Genomic DNA, 17,118 nt, shown 5'->3' on the forward strand with positions numbered 1-17,118 from the left:
GCGGCCCAGGTGCCCCCGGCGGCCCGCACGGCAAGCCCGACATGCTGCCGGTGACCAGCGGTGACCCGGTCCCGACCATGGCTGGCGTGGGAAGCGTCATGGTCGCCCTGGGCGGGCTCATGTTCTTCCTCTCCCGGCGTCATCGGACACGCCAGTCCTGATCAGCACCCCCGAGGGGGCGCGACAGGAGGTTGGGCGACGCAGGGCGAAAGGCGATCGGGGCGCTGGGCGCACCACGGGATCGGCAACCTGACGCCCTGCCTACCGTCCACCCGTGCGCCTGGAGAGTGGATCATCCCCGGCCCGCCACGTCGAACGGACCTTGACACAGGTTCGGACGTCGGCGGGTCGGGGCGGTCCGGGCGGCCTCCACGCCGGACGCTGGACTCCGGGCCTTCCGCTTCAGCCGCATAGCGTCAGGCGTTACGGCTTCAGGACGCCGACGGCAACGGTCGTCGCACGCTCAGCCGGCGGCGTGAGCAACCCGATCCGTCAGCGGTCGACGGTGGTCGTCGGATCGGTGGTGGGCGCGGCAGGTTTCGAACCTGCGACCCTGCGCCCGCTGGCGGCCACGGCCGTCGGATATCGAACGCGGGCTGCCGGCGGCGCGTCCGCGAGGGTCGCAGCCGGGTCCCCATTGTTTGTAGTGTGCCGAAATGACAAGAAGCCAGCGACTCGCGGACCAGTTGGACCGGCACTGGCACAAGAACCTGTGGCCGCGGCTGCACGGTCTTACCGACGAGGAGTACTTCTGGGAGCCGGTACGCGGCTGCTGGAGCATCCGCCCACGTGGCACGTCGGCCGCACCGATGTCGGCGGGTTCGGGGGAATGGACGATGGACTCCGCGTCCCCTGACCCGGCGCCGGCGCCGGCGCCGGCGCCGGTGACCACGATCGCCTGGCGGCTGGCGCACATCATCGTCTCCTGCCTGGGCTATCGGGTCGGCTGGCACTTCGGCGGCCAGGACGTCGACTCCCAGACATTCGCCTACGCGGGGACCGCTGACGAGGCGCTGAAACAGCTCGATGAAATGTATGGGAGATGGAACGCGGGGGTCCGCGAGCTCTCGGACGCTGACCTGGAAAATCCACCCACGGTGGGTCCCGAGCGGTTTCCCATGGAGGGCATCGTCCTGCACGTCAACAGGGAGCTGATCCATCACGGCGCCGAGATTTCCCTGCTGCGCGACCTCTACCGCTGGCAGGACGGAGCCGTACCGCGCCAGAATATGACTTTCCGGTAACCGACGATCGAGCTTGGAAACCTACGTCGTCGCCGCGACGCCCGGGCTCCGGCGTGGTGAACTACTGGCCTGCGCTGGTCGGACCTCGATCTCGACAACGGCATGGCGGCCATCGGTCAGACCGTTCAGCGGGCTGGCGGGAAGCTGCAGCACGATCTTCGGCACACGGTGGTGTCGCTGCTGATGGAGCTGGGCGTCCCGCCGCACGTCGCCCAGGCCATCGCCCGGCACGCCGACGTTGCTGTCACCGCCCCGGGAAGTGATCTTCTCGGGGCGGTTTCCGCTGATGACACCTGGTGGGCGCGGCAGGTTTCGAACCTGCGACCCCTCGCTTGTAAGGCGAGTGCTCTCCCACTGAGCTACGCGCCCGGAACGCCCGTACGGCGGCCGGTGGCTGGCAAGCTTACCCTGCCCACCACCGGCCCCGGGATCCGGATCAGCCGGCGACGGCCTCGGTCAGCGCCTTGCGCCAGCCCTGCTGGTCGCGTGCCTCGCCCGGCATGTTCATCTCGGCGAAGCGGACCACGCCGGCCTTGTCGATCACGAAGGTGCCCCGGTTGGCGATGCCGGCGACCTCGTTGAAGACCCCGTACGCCTGGGCGACCGCGCCGTGCGGCCAGAAGTCGGCCAGCAGCGGGAACTGGTAGCCCTCCCGGTCGGCCCAGATCTTGTGGGCGTAGACCGAGTCGACGCTGACGGTGAGGATCTGGACGTCGTCGTTGACGTAGTCGTTCAGGTTGTCCCGCACCTCGCACAGCTCGCCCTGGCAGATGCCGGTGAAGGCGAGCGGGTAGAAGACCAGCAGCACGGTACGCGTGCCCCGGAAGTCGGCGAGCCGGACCTCCTGGTTGTTTTGGTCCTTGAGCACGAAGTCGGGCGCCTCGGCGCCAACCTCGATGGGCATGCGAACTCCTCGGAAGTCGGGGTCTGCGCGGCACCAGCCTGTCACGGGCCCGAGCCGCGGTGCGGGAGGCGGTGGGCTACTTCTTGGCCTTGGCCCCGCGGCGGAGCACCAGGCGGGCGCCGCTCCAGTCCCGGCCGGCGTTGACCGTCGAGGTCTGCTGGAGGCCGGCGGTGGGCGCGGACTCGGCGATCTCGCTCGGCTCGACGTGCCCCTCGCGGCCCGCCTTGGGCGTGAGGAGCCACACGACTCCGTTGTCGGCCAGCGGGCCGAGGGCGTCGACGAGGAGTTCGAAGAGATCACCGTCGCCGTCGCGGTACCACACCAGCACCGCGTCGACCACCTCGTCGGTGTCCTCGTCGACCAGTTCTCCACAGCGGTCGGTAAGGGCGTCCCGGAGATCCTGGTCGACGTCGTCGTCGTACCCCATCTCCATGACGACCATCCCCGGTTCCATTCCGAACCGGTCCGCCAGGCTGCGTACCCCGTCGGCGGCCTGACCAGCGGTCGCGCTCACTGTCGCGTGCCTCCTCATCTCGTCCCTGCTCGCGACGTCGTGCGACGCCGTCAGGCAAAGTCCACACAGTTGTGGGCCCTCGCGCAAGTGGCGCACCGGGTGGAACGGAATTTACCGTGCCAGCAGCGTGCGGGCACCCTGGGTAATGGCATCCTCGGAAACCAGAACCTGACGCGCGGCCGGGCCTAATGGTACAAACGAGTCGACTCCGGCAACTCGCCGCGCCGCCCCGACGTACCCACCGTCGACCAGCGCGGCGATCACCCCCTCGCCGACCCCACCGGACCGGCGCGTCTCGTCGACCACCAGCACCCGGCCGGTCGCCGCCGCCTCCCGGACCAGATCCGCGACCGGCAGCGGGGCGAGCCACCGCAGGTCCACGACGCGGGTGCCGACCCCCTCCTCGGCCAGCGTGGCCGCCGCCCGCAGCGACATCCGCACCCCGTTACCGAACGTCACGATGGTCAGATCCTCGGCGGAGCCGACGCCGTAGACCCGGGCCCGGCCCACCGGCACGTGCCCGCCGGTCCACGCGCCCGGCTCCGGGTACTCCGCCAGCCACTGGTTGTCGCCCTCGGCGTACAGGTCGCGGGTGTGGTAGAGCGCGATCGGCTCCAGGAAGACGCAGACGCTGCCGTCGACCGCCGCGCTGGCCAGGCAGGTTCGCAGCATGGCCGCCGCGTCGTCCGGCCGCGCCGGCACCGCGATCAACAGGCCCGGCACATCCCGGAGTACGGCCACCGAGTTGTCGTTGTGGAAGTGCCCGCCGAAGCCCTCCTGGTACGCGAGCCCGGCCACCCGCACCACCATCGGGTTGCGGAACGCCCCGGAGGAGAAGAACTGCATGCTGGCCGCCTCGCCGCGCAGCTGGTCCTCGGCGTTGTGCAGGTACGCGAGGTACTGGATCTCCGGCACCGGCAGCATCCCGGCCAGCCCGGCGCCGAGGCCCAGGCCGAGGATGGAGGTCTCGTCGAGCAGGGTGTCGAAGACCCGGGCCGGGCCGAACCGGTCCCGCAGGCCCTTGGTGACCCCGTACACCCCGCCCTTGGCGGCGACGTCCTCGCCGAAGACGGCCATCCGTGGGTGGTCGAGCATCGCGTCGGCGAGCGCGGCGTTGATGCTCTGCGCGAGGGTGAGCGGCCCGGACAGCTCCGGTGGCTTGCCGCCGAACGCCTCGGTCCGGGCGGCGGCGCCGGGGCCGCTGGCCCGGGACGCCGCGTCGGCGACCGCCCGCGCCACCCGCGCCGGCCGGCGGGGGGCCAGCGGGGTGACCACCTCGGCCGGGGTGGTGAGTTTCGGCTCGTCGAGCACCTCCTCGGCGACGCGGCGCACCTCCCAGCCGATCCGGTCGTACCGGGCCAGCAGGTCCGCGCCGGAGGCGACACCGGCCCGGACCAGCGTCGCGGCGGTGGCGGCGACCGGATCCCGGTCCAGGTCGGCCTCGATCTCGGCGGTGCCGCGGTACGCGGTTTCGGCGTCCGCTCCGGCGTGTCCCATCAGCCGCACCGTCGACAGGTGCAGCACCGCCGGGCGCCGGTGCCGGCGCACCCAGGCCGCCGCCTCGGCCGCCACCGCGTACGTCCCGACGACGTCGCCGCCGTCGGCGGCGAAGTAGCGGATCCCCGGCCGGGAGCGCAGCATGGTCTGCACCCAGCCCTTCGGGGAGCGGACGCTGATGCCGAGCCCGTTGTCCTCGCAGACGAACAGCACCGGGATGCGCAGGCCGGTGTGGTCGTACCAGCCGGCGGTGTTGAACGCCGCGGTCGCGCTGGCGTGGTTGACCGAGGCGTCGCCGAACGAGCAGACCACGATCGCGTCCGCCGGCCAGGGCGCGGGCGACGCTCCTCCGCCGCCCGGGAGCTGGCCGTCACCGGTGCGGCGGCCCGACGTGTCCAGCCGGCGCAGCCGCTCCACGGCCAGGCCCATGCCGACCGCGCGGGGCAGGTGCGAGGCGATGGTGGAGGTGGTCGGCACGACGGCCAGGTCGGCCCGGCCGAACACCTTGTGCCGGCCACCGGCGATCGGCTCCCGGCTGGAGGCGACCATGCCGCGCAGCACGTCGCGGGCCGCGTCGGCGTACCCGGGGGCGAGCGCGGACGCAACGGGCCCGGCGGTGTCGTTGTCCTCGCCGGCCGGCGGGTCCGGGGGCGTCTCGGCGTCGCCGGTGGCGGCCGGGTCGCGCGGCTCGGGGGCGGCCTCGGCGACGGAGGCGGCGGCCGGATCGCGCGGCTCGGGAGCGGCCTCGGCGGCGGTGGCGGGGGAATCGGCGCCGGACGCGGTGGCCTGGGCGGCGCGGACGCAGTAGAAGGCGCCGGAGCGGTAGTGCAGCAGCGCCGGGTCGGTGGGGCGCAGCGCGGCGGCGACCGCCGCGTTGCCCTCGTGGCCGGCGGAACCGATCGTGTAGAAGCCCTCCCCGAAGCTGCGCAGCCAGCGGGCGGCCAGGTCCAGTTGGCGGCTGACGGCCTGGGCGTCGAAGAGGTCGAGCACCTGCGCGCCGGTCAGGGCCGCGTCGTCGGTCACCGGCTCGCCCGGGTCACGCCGCTCGTCGGCGGCGCCCAGCGCGGTCAGCCTGTCGCGGAACCGGTCGTCGAGATCTTGCGGGGAGGTCACGTCCGACAGCATTACCGACGAGCGCCATCGTCGCCCACTGGGACACGAACCGTGTCTAGCTGCCGCAGTCCTCCGGGCAGCCGCCGTCGGAGACCTTCCACACCAGCTCACGGAGGGTGGACAGCTCGGCGGTGCTCAGCGCGGCCAGCAGCCGGGAGTCGGACATCACCTGGTGCACCCGGGCCCGCGTCCGGCACCCGGCCTCGGTGACCACGAGGGTCTTCTGCCGCCGGTCGGCGGGGTCGACGCGGCGCTCCACCAGGCCCGCCTGCTCCAGCTTGTCGACCAGGGCGGTCACGTTGGACCGGTCGCAGCGCAGCTGCTCGGCGAGGTCGCGGGCCGGCAGCGGGCGGTCCGGGTCGAGTTCGTGCAGCGCCCGGGCGGCGGCCGGGGTGAGGCCCAGCTCGGCGATCTCGACGTCCTGGTAGTGCCGGATCGCCGAGGCGATGTGCATGATGCGGCGCACGGTGTCGCCGGCCAGGTCGGCCCGGTCGCCCACCTCGGGTCCGGCCGGGGAAACGGTGCTCTGCGCCATGCCTCACATCCTACTTGCCATTCAATAGTTGAGCACATCTACTATGTAGCAGCTCACGCATTTGCCGGTGGGCAACGACAAGAGGAGACTGCCATGTCCGACTTTTCGGTCCTCGCCATCTCGGGGAGCCTGCGCGACGCGTCGTTCAACACCGCGCTGATCCGGGCCGCGCAGCGGTTCGCCCCCGAGGGCATGACCATCGAGCGGTACCGGAACCTGGCCGCGATCCCGGCCTTCAACGAGGACATCGAGCCCGAGCCGCCCGCCCCCGTGGTGGACCTGCGCGAGCGGATCGCCGCCGCCGACGCGCTGCTGATCGCCACCCCGGAGTACAACTACGGTGTGCCGGGCGTGCTCAAGAACGCCCTGGACTGGGCCTCCCGACCGAGCTTCCCGGTCACCTCCTGGGTGTCGCCGTTGGCGCACAAGCCGGTGGCGATCATGGGTGCGGCACCGACCGGCATGGGCACCGTGCGGGCCCAGCTCCAGCTGCGGCAGCTCTTCCTGTGGACGGACTCCGCCGTGCTCAGCAAGCCGGAGATCATCGTCACCAACGCCCACGAGAAGCTGACCGTCGACGGGGACGTCAAGGACGAGACGACCGAGGCGCTGCTGCGCGGCCTGCTCGACGCCCTGGGCACCCGCATCGGCATCGCCCGGCTCGCCGCCACCGCCTGAGGTGTAAGGAAGGGCCCCCGCTTAACGCCCGCGGTAGAGGAAGGGCCCCCTGTTAACACAGCCCGTCCGGCCGAACGGACGTGGTGGTCCCGGACCACCACGTCCGTTTCCGCATGCAGCGGCCCCTTGCCTTGGCGGCCGGGCGCATCGCGCGTATCGTGTGTTCAGAACTTACTGAACATTCGAAATGGGGGATCATGCCGGAACTCTCCGACCAGCGCCGGTACGCCGAGGACGCCGCCGTCGTCCTGAGCGGGCTGGGCCTGCCGCCCGCGTACGGCAAGCTGCTCGGCTGGCTGCTGATCTGCGATCCGCCCGGCCAGACCAGCGCACAGTTGTCCGCCGCGCTCGGGCTCTCCAAGGGCTCGGTCAGCACCGGCATGCGAATGCTGGAGAGCAGCGGGCTGGCCCGCCGGGTGCCGGTGCCGGGTCACCGCGGCCACGCGTACGAGGTCCGGCCGGACGCGGTCATCCGGATCGCCGCCGACGCCAGCAAGTTCCGGGTGTTCCGGGAGCTGATGGAGCGCGGACTGAAGGTGGTCGGCGGCGACGACGCCCCGGGCACCGAGCGGCTGCGGATGATGCGCGACTTCTACGCCTTCATCGAGGACGAGATGCCGCGCCTGGTGGAACGTTTCGAGGCCGAGTACGGGGCGAAGGGAGACCACGATGGCTGAGCCCGCCATCCACACCGAGGGACTGGTCAAGACGTACGGCCGCAACCGCGGCCTGACCGGTCTGGACCTGCGGGTCGAGCCCGGGGAGGTGTACGGCTTCCTCGGCCCGAACGGCGCCGGCAAGTCCACCACCATCCGGCTGCTGCTGGACCTGATCCGGCCCACCGCCGGCCGGGTCCGGGTGCTCGGCGCCGACCCGCGACGCGACGGCGTGGCGCTGCGGCGGCGGATCGGCTACCTGGCCGGCGACTTCGTCGTCGACGGCCGGCAGACCGCCCGGGAGCTGCTCACCTACCTCGGCAACCTGCGGGGTGGGGTGCCGCGCGCCCGGGTCGACGCGCTGGCCGCCCGGCTGGACCTGGACCTGGGCCGGCCGATCAGGGGCCTCAGCAAGGGCAACCGGCAGAAGGTCGGCGTGGTGCAGGCGTTCATGCACTCCCCCGAACTGCTGATCCTCGACGAACCCACCAGCGGACTCGACCCGTTCCTGCAACACGAGTTCCTGGCCATGGTCCGCGAGGCGCGCGCCGAGGGCCGCACCGTCTTCATGTCGTCGCACGTGATGAGCGAGGTGCAGCAGACCGCCGACCGGGTCGGCATCGTCCGCGACGGGCGGATGGTCACCGTCGCCCGGGTCGAGGAGCTGCGCGAGCGGGCCGTACGCAAGGTCGAGGTGACCTTCGCCGAGCCGGTCGACGCGGCGGAGTTCGCCGCCCTGCCCGGCGTCAGTGAGGTCACCGTCGCCGGCACGGTCCTGCGCTGCCGGCTCGACGGTCGCGCCGACGCGCTGGTCAAGGCCGCCGCCGCGCACACCGCCGTCGGGCTGCTCTGCGAGGAGCCCGACCTGGAGGAACTCTTCTTCGGCTACTACTCCCGTGAGGAGGCCACCCGTGCTGTTGCGTGACCCGTTCACCAAGGCGCTGCACGACGCGCGCCGGTCGCTGGCCGGCTGGGCCGTCGCGATCGTCGCCGTGGGCAGCATGTACGCCGCGTTCTGGCCGACCATGCGGACCCCGGAGATGGCCGACGCCCTGGCGGCGTACCCCGAGGGGTTGCTGGAGGCGTTCAACTACAGCGACCTGACCAGCGCGGCCGGCTATCTGGGCAGCGCGGTCTACGGCCTGCTGGTCCCCCTCCTGGTCGCGGTCTTCGCGATCGCCGCCGGCACCCGGGCGGTGGCCGGTGACGAGGAGGCCGGCACCCTCGACCTGGTCCTCGCGCACCCGGTGGGTCGGGCCCGGCTGGCCCTGCTCCGCTTCGCGGCGGTCGCGGTCGGCGTGGTGCTGGTGACCGCGCTGCTCGGTCTCGCCCTGGTCGCCCTGCGCGGGCCGGCGCAGCTCGGCGACATCGACGTCGGCGGCTTCGCCGCGATGACCCTGCACCTGGCGCTGTTCGGGCTGGCGTTCGCCGCCGGAGCGTACGCCGCCGGCGCGGCGACCGGCCGCCGGGCCGTCGCCCTGGGCACCGGCGCCGGCGTCGCCGTGCTGGGATTCCTGGCGAACTCGGTCTTCCCCCAGGTGGAGGGGCTCGCCTGGGCGCAGCGGCTGTCGCCGTTCCACTGGTACCTGGGCGGCTCCCCGCTGGTCGACGGCGTACAGCCGGTCGGCGTGCTGCTGCTGCTCGGCAGCACCGTCCTGCTCGTCGCGGCGGGCACCGCCGCCTTCGCCCGCCGCGACGTCGCCGTCTGAGGTGTGCGGTAGGGCCCCTGTTCGGCGCGATGTGGCGACCAGGGGCCCTGGTGGTCACCTGGGTGTCACCCTCGGTCGCGACGCTCCCGGAGTCGAACCAAACGGACTCCCGGGAGGATTCATGACACTGTCCCGACGTACCATCCTGCTCTCCGGCGCGGCCGTCGGCGCCGCCGGCGCGGTCGCCGCCGCCCTGCCCGCCGCGGCCTCCGCCGGGCCGCTGCGCCAGGACCCGTTCACCCTCGGGGTGGCCTCCGGTGACCCCGACCACGACGGCTTCGTGCTGTGGACCCGGCTGGCCCCGCAGCCGCTCGCCGAGGACGGCCTCGGTGGGATGCCGTCCCGGGCGGTGCCGGTGCGCTGGGAGGTCGCGGCGGACGCGCGGTTCCGGCACGTCGTGCGGCGCGGGGTGAGAATCGCCCGCCCCGAGTCGGCACACAGCGTGCACGTCGAGCTGGACGGCCTGCTGCCGGGCCGGGAGTACTTCTACCGGTTCCGGGCCGAACGGTACGTCTCACCGGTCGGGCGCACCCGGACGGCGCCCGCGCCGTGGGCGATGCCGAGCGCGCTGGCGATGGCCTTCGCCTCCTGTTCGCAGTACGAGCACGGGTACTTCACCGCCTACCGGCGGCTCGCCGAGACCGAGCCGGAGCTGATCCTGCATCTCGGTGACTACCAGTACGAATACGCCGCGGACGTCTACACGATTCCGGGTGGCAACCCCCGGGACCACGCCGGGCCGGAGACGGTCACCCTGGCCAACTACCGACAGCGGCACGCCCAGTACAAGACCGATCCGGATCTCCAGGCGGCGCACGCCGTGGCACCCTGGCTCGTGGTGTGGGACGACCACGAGGTCGACAACAACTGGGCCGACGAGGCGTACGAGAAGCCCGAGATTCCGCAGCCGGACTTCCTGGCCCGGCGGGCGGCGGCGTTCCGGGCCTACTACGAGAACATGCCCCTGCGACGCACGTCGATCCCGCGCGGCATCGACATGCGCCTCTTCCGGCGGGTGCGCTGGGGACGGCTCGCGACCTTCCACCTGCTCGACACCCGGCAGTACCGCGACGACCAGGCGTGCGGCGACGGATACGACGCCTGCCCGGCCGCGTACGACCCGGCCCGGTCTATCACCGGCGCCGAGCAGGAGTCCTGGCTGCTCGACGGCTTCCGCCGGTCCGAGGCGCGCTGGGACATCCTGGGCCAGCAGGTGTTCTTCGCCCAGCGGGACAACAACGCCGGTCCGCTCACCGTCACCAGCATGGATGCCTGGGACGGGTACGTCGCCTCGCGGGACCGGATCACCCGCGGCTGGATGGCCGCCGGGGTGCGCAACCCGGTCGTGCTCACCGGTGACGTGCACGCCCACTGGGCCAGCGATCTGAAGGTCGACTACGCGGACCCGACCTCCCGCACGGTCGGCAGCGAGCTGGTCTGCTCGTCGATCACCTCGGGCGGTGACGGCGCCGACTCGGCCTCCGGCTCGCACCCCTGGCTGGCGATCAACCCCCACCTGCGCTTCCAGAACAACCTGCGCGGGTACGTCCGCACGACGATCACCCCGGACCACCTCGCAGCCGACTTCGCGGTGCTGCCCTACGTGACCCGGCCGGACGCGCCGGCGTACACCCGGGCCTCGTTCGTGATCGAGGACCGGGTACCCGGCCTGCACCAGACGTACGACCGGCCGCCCGCCGCCTCGGCTCGCGCCACGGAGACGGAGACCGGACCGGAGCTGGGCGAGTCGACCGTCGAACGGGAGACCGTCCGCCCCTGACCCGTACCGGGATCGGCGTCCCCCGGAAGCGAGCTGCCGGCCGTTCCCCACGGGGGACGGCCGGCGGCTCAGGCCGGCAGGAAGGACAGGCGGACCTGGCGGGTGGGGTTGTCGCCGTTCGGGTCGACCAGGCAGACCGACTGCCAGGTGCCGAGGGCGAGGTGCCCGTCGATCACCGGCAGGGTCGCGTACGGGGGGACGAACGCCGGGAGCACGTGGTCCCGGCCGTGGCCGGGTGACCCGTGCCGGTGCCGCCACCGGTCGTCGGTGGGCAGCAGCTCGTCCAGGGCGGTCAGCAGGTCGGCGTCCGACCCGGCGCCGGTCTCGATGATCGCCAGGCCGGCGGTGGCGTGCGGGACGAAGACGTGCAGCAGCCCGTCGCCCTGGCCGGCGACGAACCGCTCGGCCTCGGCCGTGATGTCCCGGACGGTCGGGCGGGAGCCGGTCTGGACGGTGAGCACCTCGGTACGCATACGGGGCATTCTGCCGGAGCTGGTCGGTTCCCCGCCCGGCTCACCGGCCTCCGTCATAAACCGCCGCCGCCTCCGCCGGAGTCCCCGCCCGAGAACCCACCGCCGGAGTCGCCGCCGGACCAGCCGCCACCGGAGTCGCCGCCGGACCACCAGGAACCGCCGCGGGCCCGGTCGGCGTCGAACGCGTCGCCGACGCCCACGTCCGACGCCGGCGGGTAGCCGTAGCCGTAGCCGCCCTGGTGCTGACGGCGGGACACCGGGCGGGACACCCGGGCCCGGGCTCCGGCCCGCGCCAGCAGCAGCCCGACCGCGACCAGCCCGCCGCCGAGAACAAGGACCGGCAGCGCCCCCAGGTCACCGGCGACCAGTGCCGACCCGCCGACGAGCAGCAGAAGCGACCCGCCTCCCGCCAGGAGTACGCCCACACCCACCTGTCGTCCATTCATGACCCGCACGGTAGGGGGACCCGACAAGGCGTCGCCGAACGTGACGAGCGGATGAGCCGGAGATCAGCGGAAAGTTACCGACGGGTACCTGTGTCGAGCGTCGCCTCTACCGGCGGTGGACGTGACGACGGGTACCGGCACGAGGCAGGATGGCGCTAGAGACCTATCCCACACACAACCGAGGGACCGCCTGTGGCTACGGAACGCAAGCGCCCGGTCATCACCGCCGGCCTGCCGAGCCAGCTTCCGGACATCGACCCCGAAGAAACCAGCGAATGGGTCGAGTCGCTCGACGGGGTCATCGACGACCGCGGGACCAAGCGCGCCCGCTACGTCATGCTGCGCCTGCTCGAGCGGGCCCGCGAGCGCCAGGTCGGGGTGCCGTCCCTGACCACCACGGACTACATCAACACCATCCCGCCCGAGCGTGAGCCGTGGTTCCCGGGCGACGAGCACGTCGAGCGACGGATCCGGGCGTACGTCCGGTGGAACGCGGCGATGCTGGTGCACCGCGCGCAGCGGCCGGAGATCGGCGTCGGCGGGCACATCTCCACCTTCGCCAGCTCGGCCTCGCTCTACGAGGTGGGCTTCAACCACTTCTTCCGGGGCAAGAACCACCCGGGTGGCGGGGACCAGATCTTCTACCAGGGCCACGCCTCCCCCGGCATGTACGCGCGGGCGTTCCTGGAGGGACGGCTCAGCTCCGACCAGCTCGACGGGTTCCGGCAGGAGCTGTCGCACCCCGGCGGCGGGCTGCCGTCGTACCCGCACCCGCGGCTGATGCCGGACTTCTGGGAGTTCCCCACCGTCTCCATGGGTCTCGGTGGCCTGAACGCCATCTACCAGGCGCGGTTCAACCGCTACCTGCACCACCGCGGCATCAAGGACACCTCCGACCAGCACGTCTGGGCCTACCTGGGCGACGGCGAGATGGACGAGCCGGAGACGCTGGGCGCGATCGGGGTGGCCGCCCGCGAGGAGCTGGACAACCTCACCTTCGTGATCAACTGCAACCTCCAGCGGCTGGACGGTCCGGTCCGCGGCAACGGCAAGGTCATGCAGGAACTGGAGGCGTTCTTCCGGGGCGCCGGCTGGAACGTCATCAAGGTCGTCTGGGGCCGGGAGTGGGACCCGCTGCTCGCCGCGGACACCGACGGCGCGCTGGTGAACCTGATGAACACCACGCCCGACGGCGACTACCAGACCTACAAGGCAGAGTCCGGGGCGTACGTCCGGGAGCACTTCTTCGGCCGCGACCAGCGGACCCGCAAGATGGTCGAGGACCTCAGCGACGACGAGATCTGGAACCTCAAGCGGGGTGGCCACGACTACCGCAAGCTGTACGCGGCCTACAAGGCGGCCACCGAGCACACCGGCCAGCCGACGGTCATCCTGGCCAAGACCATCAAGGGCTGGACGCTCGGCTCGCACTTCGAGGGTCGCAACGCCACCCACCAGATGAAGAAGCTCACGCTGGAGGACCTGAAGACCTTCCGCGACCGGCTCTACCTGGACATCCCGGACAAGGCGCTGGAGGAGAACCCCTACCTGCCGCCTTACTACAGCCCGGGTGAGTCCTCCGACGAGATCGCGTACCTGAAGGAGCGGCGCCAGCAACTCGGCGGCTACCTGCCGTCCCGGCGGACCAGCACCAAGCGGCTGGCCATCCCCGGTCCGGAGCGGTTCGCCGACGTCAAGCGCGGCTCGGGCAAGCAGAAGGTGGCCACCACGATGGCCTTCGTCCGCCTGCTCAAGGACATCATGAAGGACAAGGAGTTCGGCAAGCGCTGGGTGCCGATCATCCCGGACGAGGCCCGCACCTTCGGCCTCGACTCGATCTTCCCGACCGCGAAGATCTACTCGCCGCACGGCCAGCGCTACACCTCGGTCGACCGGGAGCTGTTCCTTTCTTACAAGGAGTCCACCACCGGGCAGATCCTGCACGAGGGGATCAACGAGGCCGGCTCGGTCGCCTCGTTCACCGCGGCCGGTTCGGCGTACGCCACACACGACGAGCCGATGATCCCGATGTACATCTTCTACTCGATGTTCGGGTTCCAGCGCACCGCCGACGGGCTCTGGGCGGCGGCCGACCAGATGGCCCGGGGCTTCCTGCTCGGCGCCACCGCCGGCCGGACCACGCTCAACGGTGAGGGCCTCCAGCACGAGGACGGCCACTCGCTGCTGCTCGCCGCCACCAACCCGGCGGTGGTCGCGTACGACCCGGCGTTCTCCTTCGAGATCGCGCACATCATGGAGAGCGGCCTGCACCGCATGTACGGCGACGCGCAGGAGAACGTCTTCTACTACCTGACCGTCTACAACGAGCCGATCCTCCAGCCGGCCGAGCCGGAGGGGGTGGACGTCGAGGGCATCGTCAAGGGCATCCACCGGTACTCCCCGGCGCCGCAGGTCGGCGGCGACGCCCCGCGGGCCAACGTGCTGGCCTCCGGCACCGGCATGCAGTGGGCGCTCAAGGCGCAGCAGCTGCTCGCGCAGGACTGGGGGGTGGCCGCCGACGTCTGGTCGGTGACCTCCTGGACCGAGCTGCGCCGCGACGCGGTGGAGTGCGAGGAGCACAACCTGCTCCACCCGGGCGGTGAGCAGCGGATCCCGTACGTCCAGCAGAAGCTGGCCGACGCCGACGGGCCCAAGGTCGCGGTCAGCGACTGGATGCGCGCGGTACCGGACCTGATCTCCCGCTGGGTGCCCGGCGACTGGACGTCGCTCGGCACGGACGGGTTCGGCATGTCCGACACCCGGCACGCGCTGCGCCGGCACTTCCACGTCGACGCCGAGTCGATCGTGGTGGCGACGCTGCGGCAGCTCGCCCTGCGCGGCACGGTGCCGGCCGACGTCCCGGCCGAGGCGGCCAAGAAGTACGCGATCGACGACGTCAACGCGGCCCCGGTCGGCGAGACCGGCGGCGACAGCTAGGGCGTACGCACGGCAGCAGGGCCCGGCGCGGTGACACCGCGCCGGGCCCTCGTCGTCGCACCGGGCGGAGATATGACACGTCCGGTATTGCGACCACGCCTTGTCGCCGGCCCGGACCGAGCCGCACACTGTTCGACAGGGATCGATGCGTTCAGGGTTCGGCGCGGTGCGCTGTAATCCGGACCGGACCGGTGGACCCTCTGTCGCGCCCGTCCACCGACCGATCGGGACGCCGACGCCGGGCCGGCGCGACGGTAAGGGAGCCGCTATGCGAGTTGTCCGGATCGTCACCGCCCTGGCAGCCGGCACACTGGCCGTCACCATGCTCGGGTCGGTCGCACCCTCGGTGGCGCACGCGCCCGACACACCCGCCGGGCGGGCCTCGGCGCAGGAGTTCATGGCCCAGCGCGAACCCACCCAGCGGTTGGCCGCCGCAGCCGCCGCCACCTGCACCAACGGTCAGGCCGCCGGATACCCGTGTCGCAACGTCGACCTGATGTCGTTCCTGCCGCTGGCCAACATGGGCGGCAGTCAGGCCAACGACATCTGGGGCTGGACCGACAGCACCACCGGCAAGGAGTACGCGCTGGTCGGTCGCCGCAACGGCACCTCCTTCGTCGACGTGTCCAACCCGACCGCACCGGTCTACCTGGGCAACCTGCCGGCCTACCAGAACCGCAGCGCCGTCTGGCGGGACATCAAGGTCTACCGGAACCACGCCTACGTGGTGGCCGACGTGTCCGGCCACGGCATGCAGGTGTTCGACCTGACCCGGCTGCGTGGCGTCACCTCGCCGCAGACGTGGACGGCGAACGTGCACTACAACCGGTTCGGCAACTCCCACAACATCGCCATCAACGAGCAGACCGGCTACGCGTACGCGGTGGGCACGAACACGTGCAGCGGCGGACTTCACATGATCGACATCCGCACCCCCAGGTCGCCGGTCTACGCCGGCTGCGTCAGCAACGACGGCTACACGCACGACACCCAGTGCGTGGTCTACCAGGGACCGGACACGGCGTACACCGGCCGGGAGATCTGCGTCAGCTCCAACGAGGACACGGTCACCGTCGTCGACGTGACCAGCAAGTCGTCGCCCCGACAGCTGTCGCGCATCGGTTACACCGGACGGGCGTACACCCACCAGGGGTGGTTCACCGAGAACCAGCGGTACTTCCTGCTCGACGACGAGCTGGACGAGTCCCGGCGCGGAGTGAACACCCAGACGTACATCTGGGACCTGACCGACCTGGACGCGCCCCGGCACATCGGCACCTACAGCGCGCCCTCCGGCGTGAAGGCCACCGACCACAACCAGTACGTCAAGGGCAACTACAGCTACCAGGCCAACTACCGGGCCGGTCTGCGCATCCTGGACGTGCGCAACGTGGCCGGCGGCCAGGCCACCGAGGCCGGCTACTTCGACGTGTACCCGTCGAGCAACAGCGCCTCGATGAACGGGGCCTGGAGCACGTACCCGTACTTCCCGAGCGGGATCGTGGTGGTCAGCGGCATCGAGCAGGGACTCTTCGTACTCCAGCCCCGGTTGTCGTGACCGCGACCAGCGACCACCGGGTGTCGACCGACAGCGTCGAGGGGGCGTCCCGCACGGGGCGTCCCCACCCCGACGACGTGGCCGGTGCCCCGCCGCCGGTCCCACCCACCGGCCGGGCCTACCGCTGGGCCGCCGCCGCCCTGGTCCTCGGCCTGGTCCTGGCGGTCGGCTTCGCGGCCGGCCGGGTCGGCGGCCGGTCGGCCGGTCCGGTCCGCGCGGCGGTACCGGGCAGCGCCGCGCACCTCGGCCACGGCCCGGGCGGGTTGGAGGTGTCCCGGGACGGCTGGACCCTCGCCCTGGACACCGCGAGCCTGGTCGTCGGACGGCCGGGCGAGTTGGTGTTCCGGATCGTCGACTCGACCGGTGCCGCGCTGACCACCTTCCAGGAGAACCACGAGCGGCTGATGCACCTGGTGCTCGTCGGCCGGGATCTGGCCGGCTACCAACACGTGCACCCGGAGATGGCAGCCGACGGCACCTGGCGGGTCCAGGTCACCCCGGCCGCGCCCGGGCCACTGCGGGTCATCGCCGACTTCTGGCCGCGGGGCGCCCCGGCGGGAGTCACCCTGGGCGTGGACGTGCCGGTCCCCGGCCGGTACGCCGCACGACCACTCGACCTGCCGGAGGAGACCGTCCTCGTCGACGGGTACACGGTCACGCTCGACGGTGGTCTGCGCGCGGGCGAGTCCAACCAGGTGCTCGTCTGGCTCGGCCGCGACGGCCAGCCGGTGCACGACCTGCAACCGCACCTGGGCGCGTACGGGCACCTGGTGGCGCTGCGCCAGGGCGACCTGGCGTACCTGCACGTCCACCCGGCGGCCGCGAGCCGACCCAGTTCGGTGGTGGCGTTCGGCGTGACAGTGCCCTCGGCGGGCACCTACCGGCTGTTCTTCGAGTTCCGGCACCTCGACCGGGTGCACGTGGCCGCCTTCACCGTGACCGTGTGAACGCCGACCGCTGGTCGGTGCGTACCGGCGGGTCCGCGCGTACCGGCGCGGGTCGGACGGCCGGGGGCGGCCCGGGGAGTCCCTGGCGGGGACCACCGGGCCACCACCCGTCGCGCGGGTGACGCCA

15 protein-coding genes and 1 tRNA gene are annotated in these 17,118 nt (G+C 72.0%); 9 read left to right on the forward strand and 7 right to left on the reverse strand.

The window, feature by feature from the left end; translation table 11 throughout:
• Positions 1 to 656 precede the first annotated feature (656 nt).
• Complete coding sequence (locus D7223_RS04375) at positions 657 to 1,244, forward strand: DinB family protein (protein WP_120724995.1); 588 nt, start codon at positions 657 to 659, stop codon at positions 1,242 to 1,244.
• Between the two features lie 294 nt (positions 1,245 to 1,538).
• On the opposite strand, the gene D7223_RS04380 is transcribed toward D7223_RS04375, so the two are convergent.
• The 5 genes from D7223_RS04380 to D7223_RS04400 all read right to left on the reverse strand — a co-directional run bounded on the left by D7223_RS04380 (position 1,539) and on the right by D7223_RS04400 (position 5,807).
• A tRNA-Val gene (locus D7223_RS04380) sits at positions 1,539 to 1,613 on the reverse strand.
• A 67-nt stretch (positions 1,614 to 1,680) separates the two neighbouring features.
• Positions 1,681 to 2,148 (reverse strand): peroxiredoxin, encoded by a 468-nt coding sequence (locus D7223_RS04385; RefSeq protein WP_120724997.1) that lies wholly within the window; start codon positions 2,146 to 2,148, stop codon positions 1,681 to 1,683.
• 76 nt (positions 2,149 to 2,224) lie between these two features.
• The gene (locus D7223_RS04390) at positions 2,225 to 2,662 is read right to left on the reverse strand and encodes a DUF3052 domain-containing protein (protein ID WP_120724999.1); all 438 of its coding nucleotides are present in this window, start codon (positions 2,660 to 2,662) and stop codon (positions 2,225 to 2,227) included.
• A gap of 111 nt (positions 2,663 to 2,773) precedes the next feature.
• Positions 2,774 to 5,284 (reverse strand): transketolase C-terminal domain-containing protein, encoded by a 2,511-nt coding sequence (locus D7223_RS04395; protein ID WP_120725001.1) that lies wholly within the window; start codon positions 5,282 to 5,284, stop codon positions 2,774 to 2,776.
• A 43-nt stretch (positions 5,285 to 5,327) separates the two neighbouring features.
• Entirely contained in the window at positions 5,328 to 5,807 is a 480-nt protein-coding gene (locus tag D7223_RS04400; RefSeq protein WP_120725004.1) for a MarR family winged helix-turn-helix transcriptional regulator, read from the reverse strand.
• 93 nt (positions 5,808 to 5,900) lie between these two features.
• Between D7223_RS04400 and D7223_RS04405 the strand changes: the two genes are divergently transcribed.
• The 5 genes from D7223_RS04405 to D7223_RS04425 all read left to right on the forward strand — a co-directional run bounded on the left by D7223_RS04405 (position 5,901) and on the right by D7223_RS04425 (position 10,630).
• Entirely contained in the window at positions 5,901 to 6,485 is a 585-nt protein-coding gene (locus D7223_RS04405) for an NADPH-dependent FMN reductase (RefSeq protein WP_120725006.1), read from the forward strand.
• A 197-nt stretch (positions 6,486 to 6,682) separates the two neighbouring features.
• Positions 6,683 to 7,162: a GbsR/MarR family transcriptional regulator gene (locus D7223_RS04410; RefSeq protein ID WP_120725007.1), complete on the forward strand. Its 480-nt coding sequence runs from the start codon at positions 6,683 to 6,685 to the stop codon at positions 7,160 to 7,162.
• A complete protein-coding gene (locus tag D7223_RS04415; protein ID WP_120725009.1) occupies positions 7,155 to 8,066 on the forward strand; it encodes an ABC transporter ATP-binding protein in 912 nt (303 codons plus the stop codon). The genes D7223_RS04410 and D7223_RS04415 overlap by 8 nt, the downstream gene beginning before the upstream one ends.
• A complete protein-coding gene (locus D7223_RS04420) occupies positions 8,053 to 8,850 on the forward strand; it encodes an ABC transporter permease subunit (protein ID WP_238161548.1) in 798 nt (265 codons plus the stop codon). Before D7223_RS04415 ends, D7223_RS04420 begins: the two co-directional genes overlap by 14 nt.
• Positions 8,851 to 8,971: 121 nt before the next feature.
• Complete coding sequence (locus D7223_RS04425) at positions 8,972 to 10,630, forward strand: alkaline phosphatase D family protein (RefSeq protein ID WP_120725011.1); 1,659 nt, start codon at positions 8,972 to 8,974, stop codon at positions 10,628 to 10,630.
• A 68-nt stretch (positions 10,631 to 10,698) separates the two neighbouring features.
• On the opposite strand, the gene D7223_RS04430 is transcribed toward D7223_RS04425, so the two are convergent.
• Positions 10,699 to 11,103 (reverse strand): YjbQ family protein, encoded by a 405-nt coding sequence (locus tag D7223_RS04430; RefSeq protein ID WP_120725013.1) that lies wholly within the window; start codon positions 11,101 to 11,103, stop codon positions 10,699 to 10,701.
• A 53-nt stretch (positions 11,104 to 11,156) separates the two neighbouring features.
• On the reverse strand, positions 11,157 to 11,549 hold the full coding sequence (locus tag D7223_RS32985) for a hypothetical protein (RefSeq protein ID WP_186832173.1): 393 nt from the start codon (positions 11,547 to 11,549) through the stop codon (positions 11,157 to 11,159).
• A 192-nt stretch (positions 11,550 to 11,741) separates the two neighbouring features.
• On the opposite strand from D7223_RS32985, the gene aceE reads away from it, so the two are divergent.
• From aceE to D7223_RS04450, 3 genes are all read left to right on the forward strand, one after another.
• Positions 11,742 to 14,486 carry a pyruvate dehydrogenase (acetyl-transferring), homodimeric type gene (gene aceE / locus D7223_RS04440; RefSeq protein ID WP_120725015.1) on the forward strand — a complete coding sequence of 915 codons (2,745 nt, stop codon included), beginning with the start codon at positions 11,742 to 11,744 and terminating at the stop codon, positions 14,484 to 14,486.
• A 268-nt stretch (positions 14,487 to 14,754) separates the two neighbouring features.
• A complete protein-coding gene (locus D7223_RS04445; RefSeq protein ID WP_120725018.1) occupies positions 14,755 to 16,044 on the forward strand; it encodes a choice-of-anchor B family protein in 1,290 nt (429 codons plus the stop codon).
• Positions 16,041 to 16,991 carry a hypothetical protein gene (locus D7223_RS04450; protein WP_120725020.1) on the forward strand — a complete coding sequence of 317 codons (951 nt, stop codon included), beginning with the start codon at positions 16,041 to 16,043 and terminating at the stop codon, positions 16,989 to 16,991. The genes D7223_RS04445 and D7223_RS04450 overlap by 4 nt, the downstream gene beginning before the upstream one ends.
• The last annotated feature ends 127 nt before the right edge of the window (positions 16,992 to 17,118 follow it).

The organism is Micromonospora endolithica (assembly GCF_003626595.1).
Taxonomy (GTDB): domain Bacteria; phylum Actinomycetota; class Actinomycetes; order Mycobacteriales; family Micromonosporaceae; genus Micromonospora; species Micromonospora endolithica.